At 49.1% G+C, this 13841-nt stretch carries 12 protein-coding genes; all 12 read left to right on the top strand.

All coding sequences use genetic code 11. The annotated features are described in order from the left end of the window. Position 1: 1 nt before the first annotated feature. The 12 genes from K0H81_RS03340 to K0H81_RS03285 all read left to right on the top strand — a co-directional run bounded on the left by K0H81_RS03340 (position 2) and on the right by K0H81_RS03285 (position 13794). Complete coding sequence (locus tag K0H81_RS03340) at positions 2–346, top strand: DUF192 domain-containing protein (RefSeq protein ID WP_011864447.1); 345 nt, start codon at positions 2–4, stop codon at positions 344–346. Next, positions 334–816: a tetratricopeptide repeat protein gene (locus K0H81_RS03335; protein WP_220059881.1), complete on the top strand. Its 483-nt coding sequence runs from the start codon at positions 334–336 to the stop codon at positions 814–816. The genes K0H81_RS03340 and K0H81_RS03335 overlap by 13 nt, the downstream gene beginning before the upstream one ends. A 32-nt stretch (positions 817–848) precedes the next feature. Continuing rightward, entirely contained in the window at positions 849–1496 is a 648-nt protein-coding gene (locus K0H81_RS03330; RefSeq protein ID WP_220059880.1) for a pilus assembly protein, read from the top strand. A gap of 78 nt (positions 1497–1574) precedes the next feature. Further along, complete coding sequence (locus K0H81_RS03325; RefSeq protein ID WP_220059879.1) at positions 1575–5573, top strand: IPT/TIG domain-containing protein; 3999 nt, start codon at positions 1575–1577, stop codon at positions 5571–5573. A 551-nt stretch (positions 5574–6124) separates the two neighbouring features. Continuing rightward, entirely contained in the window at positions 6125–6583 is a 459-nt protein-coding gene (locus tag K0H81_RS03320) for a hypothetical protein (protein ID WP_220059878.1), read from the top strand. A 121-nt stretch (positions 6584–6704) separates the two neighbouring features. Beyond that, positions 6705–7382 (top strand): hypothetical protein, encoded by a 678-nt coding sequence (locus tag K0H81_RS03315; RefSeq protein ID WP_220059877.1) that lies wholly within the window; start codon positions 6705–6707, stop codon positions 7380–7382. A 128-nt stretch (positions 7383–7510) separates the two neighbouring features. Then, positions 7511–7954: a hypothetical protein gene (locus K0H81_RS03310; protein ID WP_220059876.1), complete on the top strand. Its 444-nt coding sequence runs from the start codon at positions 7511–7513 to the stop codon at positions 7952–7954. 64 nt (positions 7955–8018) lie between these two features. Beyond that, positions 8019–9050 (top strand): hypothetical protein, encoded by a 1032-nt coding sequence (locus K0H81_RS03305; RefSeq protein ID WP_220059875.1) that lies wholly within the window; start codon positions 8019–8021, stop codon positions 9048–9050. A gap of 345 nt (positions 9051–9395) precedes the next feature. Further along, positions 9396–10091 (top strand): hypothetical protein, encoded by a 696-nt coding sequence (locus K0H81_RS03300; RefSeq protein WP_220059874.1) that lies wholly within the window; start codon positions 9396–9398, stop codon positions 10089–10091. Between the two features lie 233 nt (positions 10092–10324). Further along, on the top strand, positions 10325–10726 hold the full coding sequence (locus K0H81_RS03295; RefSeq protein WP_011864440.1) for a hypothetical protein: 402 nt from the start codon (positions 10325–10327) through the stop codon (positions 10724–10726). A 97-nt stretch (positions 10727–10823) separates the two neighbouring features. Then, on the top strand, positions 10824–12281 hold the full coding sequence (locus tag K0H81_RS03290) for a hypothetical protein (protein WP_220059873.1): 1458 nt from the start codon (positions 10824–10826) through the stop codon (positions 12279–12281). 67 nt (positions 12282–12348) lie between these two features. Beyond that, positions 12349–13794 carry an OmpA family protein gene (locus K0H81_RS03285; protein WP_220059872.1) on the top strand — a complete coding sequence of 482 codons (1446 nt, stop codon included), beginning with the start codon at positions 12349–12351 and terminating at the stop codon, positions 13792–13794. Positions 13795–13841: the final 47 nt, after the last annotated feature.

Here is a 13841-nt window from a genome sequence, read left to right as displayed (position 1 = left end):
CATGAAAAAAACCACACTGAAAACCCCAAATGGACAGGCGATCACCGAAGTCTTCGTGGCCGATACTCCCTGGCTCAGACTCAGGGGACTGTTAGGTCGTCGCCCCCTCTCTCACGAGCAAGGGATGCTTATCGCTCCCTGCAGCTCGGTGCATACCTTAGGGATGCGCTATGCGCTGGATATCGTCTACCTCAATAAAAACAACAAGGTGCTTAAGATCACCCGAAATCTTAAGCCCTGGCGCAGCAGTGCTTGTCGAGGTGCCACCCAGGTTTTGGAGCTGGCCGCAGGCAACTCCACCCACAAACAGATAAAACCCGGAGATATTTTGACATGGGCAAACTAATACGCCTCTCGCTTTTCGTCGCCGTTACCGCGCTACTCGGCGCCTGTTCGACTACGCCTCAGAAGCCTGAGCACAAGGGCAATGAGCAGATAATGGCGATTCAGTCTCAGGCGGAGCATGCCTACAAACTTGCCATGTTGGATCAGGCGGAGAGCCTCTATCTCGAGGTGCTAAAGAGCGTACCTAACTATGCGCCCGCCTGGTTTCGCCTGGGTAACATCTATACCCGTACCAACCGTCATGAAGCGGCCATCGCCGCCTATCGACGCTGCATCGAGCTAGAGCCAAATAACCAGAAGGCCTGGTACAACATGGGATTGGTGCGTATCAAGCAGTCCACCAATCTGCTCAATACCGCCAGCAACCAGGGCGATGCCGACTCAGCCGTGGGCCGTCAAATCAAGGCGCTACTCGATGCCCTCAATCAGCTGCAGAGTCAGCCACAAACGACGGCGCAGGCGGGGCTATGATAGCGGCACGCTCGAAACAGCGAGGGCAGAGTATGTTTGAGTTCAGCCTTGCCCTGCCGTTTCTTATTCCCATCATTCTGGTTGCGATGATGTTGATCGTGCAGTGGGCCTTTATCTATACCAGCAAGAGCACCCTGGATGCGGCCACGGTTGCCGCCGTTCGGGCCGGCACCCTACACCATGGCAATATTGACGAGATGCGCAAGGGGCTGGCCCAGGGGATGATGCCGCTATTTGCCCACGGCACGGGCACGAGTGACACGGTTCGGGCCTTCGCCAAGGCAAGAATCGCCACCCTGGTACAAAGTCAAATAACCATACTCAGCCCTGACAGGGAAACCTTCGACCGCTTCAAGGTGCGAAGTCGATATGACACAGGCTCTCGCTATGAGATCCCCAACAACAACCTGATGTTTCGTGACCCAGCCCCCAAGAACGTGGGCAATAACCGACAACTGAATGTGCAGGACGCCAACCTGCTGCAGATAGAGGTGCGCTGGTGCCAAAAGCTGATCGTCCCCTTTGCCAACTACCTCATTAAGGAGATAGTCACCTCCCCCTTCTATAACCCAAGCCGGGAACAGCTGGCCTGCAACGTGCTGGGATTGGCAACGGGTGATACGTATTTGGCAATCACGGCTCAGGGACTGATGCGTATGCAGACACCATTTCGAATGTAAGCTCAGCGAAACAGCTAAACCGAATATTCAATACCAAACAAGAATTCTGGACCTTGTAAAATCATAGGGATATATAAAATGAAACACACGTCTCGCCTGACCAAGCAACATTGGCTGGCACTCATGCTGACCTCGACCCTGGCAATAACGGGCTGTAACGGCGAACTCAAAGAGGGAGAAGGCCCTAACTCTCAGGTGCCGACAGATCCTGTGGACCCTGTTGATCCCACCAATCCAACTGAGCCGACCGAACCTACGGATCCTACCGATCCCACAGCCCCCCCTCAGGTGGGCACCTGGGAAAACAGGGATGAAGACGGCGACGGCGTGGTAGATGAATTGGATGATTATCCGTTTGATGCCAGCAAGCAAAGCTATCCGACAACGACTGAGTCCAGCTTCAATGACAATCCAGCGGTAGCGACCTTAGTTCCAGGTAGCTTCCCTTTTACCTTAAAGGGCGCCTTTGAAGAGCGCGGTGACGGTGATGTCTACCGCATCAAGGTCGACCAGGCAGTCATCGACGCGGACAATCCCATTACCTTCCTGTTACTCATGGATGACTTCTCCTACAAGCCGACGATAAGTATTCTGGACGAAACCGGTAGGGCAATTTTTGAAATTAAAAACAATGCCGAACCAATCGGCATGATAGGCACACTCGCCAGCGTGAAGTTCCAAACCGCTGGAATCTATTACATAGCGATCGCCGAACAGGATCTGGCTGGTGATGCTAACGCCAACTATACCCTGAAGGCATTTGTCGATACTGATTACGATGGCCTGCCCCAAGATGTAGAGAGAGCCCTGGCAATCAATGATACCAATCCTGATACCGATGGTGATGGGGTATACGACGCCAACGAAGTCTATGTCAAAGCCTTTGGCAGCCTACAACTGGATTTAGATAATGATGGTATCCCCAACTGGCTGGACACGGATGCCGACAACGATGGCCTACCTGACAGCCTAGAGCTACTCGCCGATGTCGATGGTGATGGCATGGGTGCATTTGTCGATACAGATTCAGACGGCAATACCATTGCCGATAATGTCGAAGCCGTGGAGCTCGATAAGCCACTCGATACCGATCATGACGGTGTCTATGATTTCTTAGACAGAGATGATGATTCTGACGGTCTGTTTGATATCAATGACAATGACAGACTAACTAAGATCGCCCTCACCGAGGCATTTCAGGTGTTTGCCGTCAGATACCAAGACAGCCTAGGCATTAGCTTGACCGATAGAAGCTTTCCAGGAGAAAGAGTCTTCGTCCAAGGACAGGATATCCCTGTCGCCAATGCCACTCTGGTACTAATTAACGGCAGCGAAATCTATAACATCAAACTGACCGACTTCGAGAATGACGGCTTTTACTTCTATCTGCCCGAATCCATCTCAGATGAGCAAGATTTCGAATATTACCTGACAGATGGCAATCAAAGAAGCCTCTCTAAATACTTCAGAGTTTCCTCACCACTAACACCTATCATTGAAGAGTTAAGCGCGGGACAATATCAGGCAGGAGATAAAATCACTATCAGAGGGCGCAACCTGCAACCAAGCATGTCGGTTCATATCGACACCCTGACCGTGAGTCCTGATTCTGTGGTCGATAACCAGGCAATCATCACCCTGCCGGCTGAAACAACTTCGGGATTCATCTATGTGGAATCCTTGCAGCTGCTGAGCAATAAGGTCTACCTAAACCTCGAGGCCAGCGTAACCGTCACGCTAAATAGCCAGGCAACGGCCACAGATCTGCCCGCCCTCTACGCCAAAGACGCCTATACTAACGAGTTTACGGCGCTTAGCGATAAGGGCGTGCAGGTAGGACTTATCCGCGAGGCTATCGGCTTTATCGAGCTCTATCAGCATATCGATGGAGATTTCACTCCCTATACCTCTTTGGCCGTTATGAGTGACGAACAAACCGTTGAGGTCAATACTGGCAGGTTGGCACTTTCCAACATACTGCTAATGCCCTCTGTTAATCGTATTGCCGCCCACGACAAAGGGTTCCTTGAACAGCTAAAACAAGACCCGAATCTCAATAAAATTCCAAATATGAGTGGCTTGGCAAAAGCCTCAACCGCCATAGCCATAGACCTAATGAACGGCTATGAGACTCAAGACCAGCACATCAATCAGAAGAGCATGGCACAGAAAGCAGCCAGCAACGGCTCTATTAAACCAACAGTCACGCCCGGCGCCTCCTATTGGGATGAGATATCCATCAGCCCAACCAGAAAAGCCTTTCAAGAGGAATGGTACAAGGCGCTGGAATACGATGGTTTCATGGAGGTACAGAACCGTTCTCAGCTACTGCTCAGCCTTGGGGTTCATCCCATGAACAAAGATCTTGAGAAGGGGGAAGGCTATGTCACGGATAAAACCGGTAAGACTCATGAGCATATCCAAGACATGTTTGACCGCGACATCATAGGTGCCCAGTATCTGCAGCTATTTGGTGTCGATCTCTGGTCCCAGGATGTGACCTCTAAGGCGTGCCCTTATACCGACTGTGTCTACACGGTATTGAGTCCCGGTTATTCACAACCTTTTGCCACGGAAAACGATCAAGTCAGGATTCGCTCTCAGCTCTACCTGAGATCTCTGGTCGAACGCGGCATATGGCCATCGATCAAGTTGATGCTAGACGTAGCCGGGCTTTCAGGTAAGGTTCCCCAAGGGCCAATGACCAAGCTTAAAAGAGGTAAGAATATCATCGAAGTCATTCTTTCCCATGGATTCAATGATATTGATTTTATTAGGGATACCATAGAAAAAGCTCAAGAGGATGGTCAATGGAGCCAGGCCGTCGAGGCGCTTATCTGGGGACGTATCAAGCTCATGTTGGATACGGAAAAGGATGCCTTGGCCAATGGTAAATCTGGCCCAATCCTCACCGCATTGCTTGAAGAGATGTCGATAAGCCCGATCAACATTGGCGAAGCGGTACTTAAGAAAATCGCCGTGAGGGTTATTCCCGTCATAGGTGAAGTCGCCATCGTATGGGATATCTTAAAAGGGGTCGATTCCGGCGCCGATATTGCGAAGTTTTGGTGGGATTTAAATAAAGTCGGCGCGCAATATGATTTCTACGTCAACTGGGGAATGAAGATAATCACCTTAAACCCTGGTATCGTGAGCGCCGAAGACAAGGGCGTCGAACTGACCATACGTGGTGCCGGTTTCAAGCCGATTGACAACTGGTGGCCTTGGCCAGACGAGCATCCGCTGGTGGTTATCTATGATCAAGGCAACAATGATCACAAAACCGAAATATCAAAATACCAGGTCAATGACTCAGGCACTGAACTTATCGTCACCATTCCAGGAGAGTACCTCAAAGACGCCAAGGGCGATCTACGAGTCGAAGTCGAACATAGAGAGCAGATCACTAAATCGACCGATTACAGCGACCCTAAGACCATAAAAATTGGCACTGGCTTCGCCCTCGATAAACTCTATCCCGATGAAGGCTATCCTCAAGATGTGCTGACACTCAAGGGAATCGGCTTTGACGACAAAGTCGAAGTTTGGTTTACCGCCAGCAGCGGACAGGAAAAAGCCGTCATCACTCAAGTTAAAGACAATGAGCTTAAAATCATAGTGCCCGAACACGCCCTCACTGGCAGCGTCTCGGTCAAGAGGGAATCAGAAACTCTGTATACCCCCTTCACTCTGCTCGAAAACAGGATGCTGGTGCGCTTTGGCGACAACGGTAACCTGGCCGACGACAAATACGCACTCTGGCTAGACAATAAGCAGGCAGGCCTAATGACCACAGGGGCAAGAATGGTCGACATTAGCTCACAACTTCAACCTGGCAACTATACGGCCGAACTCAAAGGTATCGAGGCTCCTGACGATGTTGGTACCTACTACATCTGTTTCTCTGACAATGTCACCATCGAAGCAGGTAGCCATGCCTTGTCTGGTCGAGACTTAGTTCGAGATGCAACCAAGTCCTTTAAGATCAAGGTAGCTAAGAGCACCAATCCGAAGATCTCTAACTGTGCCTATATCAACTCGGCAACCAACAAGGTAAGGATTTTACAAGAAGAATAGATCATGGGTGACACAGCTTTTGGTAACATTGACCTTAATATGAAAAATAAAGGCTCCTATTACCACTCCCAATCTATGGAAAACGTAAAGTCACAATAAAAATGAGCATAAAGGCAGCGAAAGCTGCCTTTATGCTCGACATGAAAGCTTACTCGTTAAGGTGTCCCCGATATCGACGCTAGTGTTGATAAGCAGGAAGCATTTGGTGCGACCGAACTCACTAAAATCACAATGTCAATTGTTGGTACGACATTCAATTTTCCTCGCGTGAGTGGTCATTAATTAAAATATAGCAACGGTTGGTTTTAATCTTCACAACCATAACGGGCCAATTTCAAGTGCCGCTAAGTTCGATCAAACCGAGTAAGTGCTGACGGGTTATTGGCAGTCGCTATTTCAGTTAGCGTCGTCTATAACCTTGAATTCCAGCCTCTTATCTGGGATATTCTTCGCAACAATTTGGAGCAAAAGCATCGTCCTTAATATTGTCTAAAGGCTAGAATCAAGCCCTTTCTAGGCAATGCCCACCAACTCAACAAGGATTTAACCAGATGAACAAACCATGGATGGCATTAATATTAATGGGAACATTAGCGGGAACGCTAATATCAACCAACCTCCAAGCATCGACCGAACAAAATTTCAGTGATGACCCCTTGGCTCAGCGCTGCATCAAGATGCTGGATATCTACGCCACAGAGGACTTCGACGCCTATGTGGCAGAATTTCCCGAGCCCTGGCTAGGCATCTTCGGTGAAAAAACCTTGAGGAAACAGCTCGCCGATCGCCATGGTAAATATGTTAAAGAATACCAAGCTAAGCCTGATACCATAAAAATCAAGGCAATAACGCCTGCCAAGGTTGCCAAAATCGAGCAAGAGAAGTTAGGTGCGCTAGAGGCCAAGGAGATCGACCTTTATATCGCCAGTAACAAAGGCAACAGTAGCGCGACGGCTTGCAAATACCTACGCATAGGTGACAGCTGGTATTTCCGCTCGTTACGGCTATAGCCTTGAGTTAACAGCGATTAGCTGAGACATTCTTGGCACGAATCTGGGCAACTTGATTGCCCTTTTTTGACATCTTAGCAGGTAATCACAAACCCAACCGGCTTGAAAGGATTCTACTGGCATGGAAAAGCTAACCCTTGACGACACTCCTTGGTTTGGTACCACAGACTTCAAGGGAAAGAACCAACTAACTAGCAACAGCGACGTTCGCCTCAAGTCATCCAGGTTGCTCTACCCGCTGCCCTTGCCGTTAGAAATACTCTTTTTCATTGGCCCACTGACATTGGCCATTCAACCCTTTATCAATCCTAGCCTGATGCTTCCAGAGGCCTGGCTTACGCTAAATATTGCCGCCCTCCTAGGTTATCTGATCCTCAAAAAACTGTTCATCACCAGCATCTATGGCTGGGAGGGAAGTCAAGTTTGCCAGATTAACGCTGAAAGGCTCTGTATTCCCGGCAGTCGTCTTATCCAGACCCAAGCAGGCTCTATGGAAATTCAGCGACGAGACATAAAGACGATAGGCGTGCGTTATTGGCCAAGCACACGCGACCAGCGCACCACCTACGATGTCAGTGAACTCATCATCACGCTTGAATCGGGCCAATCAATCTGTTTAAAGAGCCTCTACTTCCCGATTAAGCCACTTCTTTTCCTGTTGGTCTACTTCGACTACCCAATCACGCTGCAAAAGCGCCGACACTCTTTGGCCATCGTCGCTCGTAGCCTGTTTGTGGCTTTTCCCTTAGTCGCCCTTATGGCGGTAACTGGCTTGCTGTTTAAAGAGTATTTTCTGTAAACCCATCAGCTTAAAAAGGAACTTAACAAATGAACAAACCATGGATGGTAATTAGATTAATGGGAACATTTGCAGGAGCCATAGTCGCCCCGAAAATCCAGGCATCAAGGTATTAAAAGGAGATTAATATGAGATTAGCCGCGAGCCTTATAACAATATCTAGCATGATGCTAGTGGGTGCCTCAGCCAATGCCCTGGAGCGCTTCGCCGGCATTGAAGATGGTTCCGATGCCAACCTAAAAGCAGTCTGTAAAGATTATATGATCAACAGTTATTTAAAAAATGATCCTGAGCTTTTTTTCCATTTATTGCCTAAATCAATGGTAAGCCACGCTGAAAGGCTCGAAAAAAAGTGGTATGAAGGTCATTTAAAACGATTTGGTTCTGAACCTTTAACGGAATATGAACTGTTTGAAATGAAAGATAAAATAGAGAAATCTGAATACAAAGGACTTCAAACAAAAAGCATTAGATTAAGATATAAAGCTGGGATCATGGCTTATGACAGGGGGACTTCATGTTATTTCAAACGTCATGATGATGGTCGTTGGTATTTTGGCAAAAAACCTTAATCAAATAAAAGCCCTTTATTAACAGGGCTTTACTTTTAATTTCTAAAGCACACTAAAGGGATTTATGAGCTATAAAATTTACAAGCAGACCGATGAACAAATCGTGCTGCAGGACACAGGCGGCGTTATAGACTTTGTTTTTGGTGCTGTTTTAGCCGCCATAGGTGCTGGTATCATCTATTTAGGCTGGTTTGGCTACCAAGATACGGGCGAAATATTCATGCCACTCATAGTTGTTCTAGTCGGTAGTTGTTTATTCTTCCCTGTGTTTAAGCGTAACCAGTTAACGATTGATGCGATCCGTAAAGAGGCGGTGAAAACAAGATCTTGGTTCGGTATTACTGCTGAAAAAGAGATTGTGACTAATAACAACTTATCTCTACTGGAAATGTCTGGATTTACTAGCGGTGAATTTGCGGCATTTTTTGATAATAAAGAAGCGATCCTGCATCACTATGCTCTGAAGTTCTATAGCCACCCTGAATGGCATCTGACTATCAGAAATCTCTCAACCATGATCAATGTCGTGATGTTTTTTGAAAAACACTTCGATACTGATTTGGCGCTAGTCATTCAGGATAGAAGGCATAAATTTAGTACTAAGGGGTTATTAAGAGACCATAAGCCGACCGCGCTTCCAAATGATGATTTAGTGCGAGAGTCTAGTTTTCAGCAATTGACGCTTGGCGGCATGCCAGCTTCATCATTAAAATTCTGGTTATTTGCGGCGAATACTATAGGCATAGCATTTTTCATTGTGATATTTGTATTATTTTTTTCTGAGTCAATTTTTACGCCTTATGTATCCCTGCCTATTCAATACGCCTTATCAGTATTACTTATTGGCTTTTTTTCTTGGATATTTTTTTACCGTTCATCGGGCGTGAAACTCAAGATTTACAATGACAAACTGATCGTTAAGCACGGTGTATTAACAAGAAAAACATATAAACTTTCAGATGTAATTGGCGTAGTCAACATGACTAGAAATACCTATCTAGTTACCCGACTTGGTGCTGAATGGTTGGCTTTTAAGTTACCGACAGAACACAGCTATGCGATTCACAGCTGGTTAGCACCCTACCTGAAACCTTAGCTTTGGATAGTCATAGCAAAAATAGTAAATCGGGTAATTTTAAAAGATTTCCAACCAAAGTTACCAAATCGAGCAAGAGAAGTTAGGTGCACTAGAGGCCAAGGAGATCAACCTCTATATCGCCAGTAACAAAGGCAACAGTAGCGCGACGGCTTGCAAATACCTACGCATAGGTGACAGCTGGTATTTCCGCTCGTTACGGCTATAGCCTTGAGTTAACAGCGATTATCTGAGATATTTTCAGCATCTTCTTGGGCAACTTGTTTGCCCTTTTTGATATATTACGCGGCAATCAGAGCATTGATGCTCGACACAAATGCTAAGAAAAAGGGACTTTTCATCGAGATGAACTCACTCAATCACCTGCTGGAAAATCTACAATGGTTCGATACCGTCTTCTTGAGTCAGTACCTAGGTCTCGACAAGCAGAGTACGAAAAAGCTTCCCATCTCGTTTAACTTCTTTGCCCTGCCGCTTAAGAAAGAGTTCCTGCTCGCCACAAGTCTGCTCCCGTTCATTCTATTGGCGCTGTTCATTCCTTCAGTCGACCCCAGGTTCGATTTTTTGCGCTTCCCGATATTGACCGTAATAGGCCTGCTGGTTTACGCCAGTATCCGTAGACGCCAGGTTAAAACACACCTGGGGATAGAGGCCGATAGCCAGGCCAATCAGCAGATCATCATTAGCCAATCTGGCATCACCTTGCCCCCCTTTCTCACCAGCAACTCTGGGTCGTCGCAAAGCATAGGCCGAGAAGAGATAGCCCAGCTGCAGTTCGACTGGCACAGCTACCAAAACAGCAACCAGATAGAGTGTAAGCGCGCCCACAGGCTCGTCATCAAGCTGAAACGGGGGCAAAGCTATAGCTTATCCAGCATGGCCTATCCCCTCAGAAGCCTGCTCTATCTGGCTATCTTCTTCGATTACCCTATCGTCATGGAGGAAAGCACGCCACCCAAGGAGCGACTGGGTAGCTTTCTCCTCGTCCTGGGGACAAGCGTCTTGCTGCTGAATCTATGGATGATTTTCATCAGCCCTTAACTTGACGCTGAAAGCGCTTAGGCGGTGCATAGCGATGATTTTTTTGCCGATAAAACCGCCAAAATACACCCAAAAGAATAATGTTTCCGGCCGATATTTTGCGATAGGATCGCTACGAATAAACCTAAAGGCTTATTTTAAGTGGTTGTGAATAAAGCATATTGAGAGGCATTTCATCCTCAAAATCATTCAACCACTCAGGACTATTTCTTCCCATATAAAGGACTATATCAATGAAAATTGCTTCACTCTCTGCCCTGACCCTAGCCCTGTTATTGACCGCCTGCGCCTCAGATCCCGGCCCGCGCATGGCACTGGAAAAGACAGTCGAAGTCGATGGCACAGTGCTTAAATTTAACGGCAGCTACCACGACAAGAAGAACATCTTGATCCTTAGCGTCAACGGCGACCCTATCATGCAGGGCCGATTCCCCCCTTACACCCCAACCCAAAACCTTAAGGCTAACTACAAAGACTTTGCCGTTAAAAGCCACTGCTACTTCGGGTCTGTGCTGGGTAAGCAAGGCGGTGCCTTCGGCGCCATCGCGGGTATAGTTCAATCCTCTAAGAGCAGCACCGCAGATAAGTGCGAGCTCTATGTCAACGAAAAGCTAGTAGACAACCTCTACTTCTAAATTAATCGCCATGGCATAGGCACGAGCCTCTATGCCATGGCGGCTCAATCGCAAGATTAACGCCCCCTCAACGCTCGCCATCTGATAAGGCTAAGTCGTGTTATTTGATCAAGACCTTAGGATCCCCCAAAGCATCTACAATTTCAGCAGCAAGGTGCTGCGCGCACTGGCGCTGACCTCGGCGCTGAGCTTAGTATCGATTAGCGGCCTAGCCTCTGCCGATACCGGCACAGGAACCGGCACAGGAACCGACAAAGATACCGACAGAGAAGCCATCAAACAATTTCAACTCGAAACGACGCCACTGACCGAGCGTGCCCGTCAGTTGAGTCGCAGACACAGAGAGCAGATGGAGACTTTCTCTAACAAGCTTGACCAATACCAAGATGCCAGGCCACTACTGCAAGATGCCATAATCGGTGAGATGGCGCTCACCGCGGACAAGATGTTAACCCTGACCAATGAGTATCTGCCTCGCTATCGCGCCTTCCTCACCCGAATCGACAAAAACTCCAGCTGTTATCAGCCCAAGCGACTCGAACAATTTCAGCAGACCAGAGACGAGGTACAAGACTACCTCAACCAGCTGCAAGGCCTGACTCAGACCCAGGAGCAGGGGGAGGCTTACGCGGCGCTGATGGCGATAAATATCGGCCAGAGCCGCGCGGCCGTGCTGGTCAACCTGCTGGAAACCAGCAAGCTTTGCTATGTTACCCAGGCCATGCCGGCGGTTGCCCAGGATATCTTATTGCTCGAAGGACTCATGGCCGAGCGGCTCCCCGAAATAGTAGAGGCGGCCAATCTGTCGGCACTCGAGCCTGAAGGGCTAAGCCTAAACGAACCTAGCCTTAACGAACCAAGGCTTAACAAACCTGAGCTAAACCAACCCACTCAAAACGGGTCCGAACTTAACATCGCGGATGCAAGCCGTTTAGACGCCAATGCGGCAGGTGCAATCCTTGCTGATTCAAATACTAATGGCTCAAATCCTGTAGACAGTGAAGCATTTAACCAACGAGAAGAGAATACGTCACCAAAACAGCCCGGCCTGCAAGGTAACACGCTCGAAGCCTGTATCGAGCTGCAGGTCTCGCAACTGGGACTGACATCGGCACAGGCGCTCACTGTATTGAGCTGCCGCCTATCCAGCGACTCGGTCAGCCTAAAAGCCCTGAGCAAGCTGTCTAACCTGGAGATGCTGAGCCTGCAGGGCGGCGTGCTGACCGACCTGTCGGCGCTGGCTGGCCTTAGCCATCTCAGCCTACTGAACATTGAGCAGAGTCAAATCATCACCTTTGGCGACCTCAAGGCGCTTAAGGGCAACCTTAGCTTCAGCGAGGTCGATAGCCAAGACTGGCAGGCACTGGCAGACGCTCAGGCCGAGTCGATCGCCATCATGTCGCCGACGCGCTGCGACGCCTTAAAACCATTAGCAAATCAGCCAAATGTTGCCTTGCTCTACAAAGGCCTATCGCCACAGGCCATGGCCGACCTGATGCAACGCCAGGCATCTATGCAGGGACTCACCATAATGACGAATTGCCCCGCGCCTTAGCTGGGCACACGATATGCACAAAACAGATATTGATAAAGCTACTTTCAGAAACTTAAAGGGAATTAAGATGAAACCCCAAACTCTCGCCTGCACACTCGCCTTATGTGGCGGCTTAGGCCTTAGCGGCCTAGCACTGGCCAATGACCTCCCCTTTCAGCCCCTGCCGGAGGCTAAGCTCAACAAACAAGATGAGCGCCACTACACCCCTTTCGAGCTGGTGATAGGCGTCGACAAAAGCAGTTATCAGACGCAGATGGTTGCCGGTCAGCTAAAACGGGTCAACTACAAGCTGCCAAACAGCTACCTGGCGTCCCACGCCGTCAACAACTATAAGGCGCAAATAGAGAAGCTCGGCGGCACAATACTGTTCGAGTGTCAGGAGAAGGCCTGCGGCGATGACCACAAACTCTCAAAACAGATAGCGCCGCTCAACAATATCCCCAAGCAGACACCCGCGCTGCTAACCGCCAAGTTAGCGCTTGCCAAGAAACAGCTCTACCTCTCTGTCTACAGCGCAAGTTGGATCCACGACACCGGCCTGCAACTGGATATCATCGAGGTGATTGACGAGCCCCTTGATCTGCTTGCCACCAACCAGGCCTACTTAACAAGCGAGGTCAGCCAGAGCGAGTTTAAGGACAGAAGCAACAAGGATACCCAAGGCTCAAAGGATCACCCCATGATCACCAGGCTGCCCGGCGCCTTCATCCAAGAGTATCAGCAGCAGGGCTATACACAGACCTTAGTATTTGACGGTGTTGAACAGGGCCAACACAAGATTAAGACATTAGAGGGTAAGGTCACCGACATTGCCTACAATCTCCCCAGAGGCTATTCGGAGTTTGAAGTCGAGGCCAACTATAAGGCCGCGCTGGAAAAGCTTGGTTTTGTCCGAGGCTTTCACTGCCAGGGCTTAGCCTGTGGTAAGAAACAGCTCATCGAACGCCGGATCAAGACACTGATCCAAATAGGTCCAGATGACAACCAATATTACAGCCTATATCGACTCGATCGCCCCGAGGGCGCCGTGCACGCCATGGTGTATATTACAGGCTTTAGCGGCGGCCTTTGGGGCGAGATAAAGGTGGTGGAGGAGACCAAACTCGTCGACGACAGAGTGGTCATAGATCTCGAGGGGCTCAAGGATAAGATCGCCCAACAAGGCCACGTGGCGCTGGATGGTCTGCTGTTCAAGTTCGACAGCGATCAGATGCTGCCCGAGGCAGACGAAGTGATCACCACCCTAGCCACCTACCTCAAGAGCCATCCCAAGCAGCACTTCTATGTGGTGGGTCACACGGATGACCAAGGCAAACAGGGCTACAACAAGGGGCTGTCGGAGCAGCGCGCCAAGGCGGTGGTCGCCACCCTCACCCAATCTCATGGCATCAACAAGGCTCAGCTCAGCCCCATGGGCGTGGGCGAATATGTGCCTGTAGCCAACAACCTGGATGAGGCGGGCAGACAGCGTAATCGTCGCGTGGAGCTGGTACTGCGCTCAGACATGCAATAGTCCATCAAAACGGCGCCCTTGTGGGCGCTGTTTAATTCATAACATCT

The organism is Shewanella halotolerans (assembly GCF_019457535.1).
GTDB lineage: Bacteria > Pseudomonadota > Gammaproteobacteria > Enterobacterales > Shewanellaceae > Shewanella > Shewanella halotolerans.
The sequence above is the reverse complement of the archived record's forward strand: the minus strand, read 5'-3'. Positions and strand labels throughout refer to the sequence as shown.

Coding starts and splice junctions, on each gene's coding strand:
- K0H81_RS03340 (WP_011864447.1), top strand. CDS start 2: ATGAAAAAAACCACACTGAAAACCCCAAATGGACAGGCGATCACCGAA.
- K0H81_RS03335 (WP_220059881.1), top strand. CDS start 334: ATGGGCAAACTAATACGCCTCTCGCTTTTCGTCGCCGTTACCGCGCTA.
- K0H81_RS03330 (WP_220059880.1), top strand. CDS start 849: ATGTTTGAGTTCAGCCTTGCCCTGCCGTTTCTTATTCCCATCATTCTG.
- K0H81_RS03325 (WP_220059879.1), top strand. CDS start 1,575: ATGAAACACACGTCTCGCCTGACCAAGCAACATTGGCTGGCACTCATG.
- K0H81_RS03320 (WP_220059878.1), top strand. CDS start 6,125: ATGAACAAACCATGGATGGCATTAATATTAATGGGAACATTAGCGGGA.
- K0H81_RS03315 (WP_220059877.1), top strand. CDS start 6,705: ATGGAAAAGCTAACCCTTGACGACACTCCTTGGTTTGGTACCACAGAC.
- K0H81_RS03310 (WP_220059876.1), top strand. CDS start 7,511: ATGAGATTAGCCGCGAGCCTTATAACAATATCTAGCATGATGCTAGTG.
- K0H81_RS03305 (WP_220059875.1), top strand. CDS start 8,019: ATGAGCTATAAAATTTACAAGCAGACCGATGAACAAATCGTGCTGCAG.
- K0H81_RS03300 (WP_220059874.1), top strand. CDS start 9,396: ATGAACTCACTCAATCACCTGCTGGAAAATCTACAATGGTTCGATACC.
- K0H81_RS03295 (WP_011864440.1), top strand. CDS start 10,325: ATGAAAATTGCTTCACTCTCTGCCCTGACCCTAGCCCTGTTATTGACC.
- K0H81_RS03285 (WP_220059872.1), top strand. CDS start 12,349: ATGAAACCCCAAACTCTCGCCTGCACACTCGCCTTATGTGGCGGCTTA.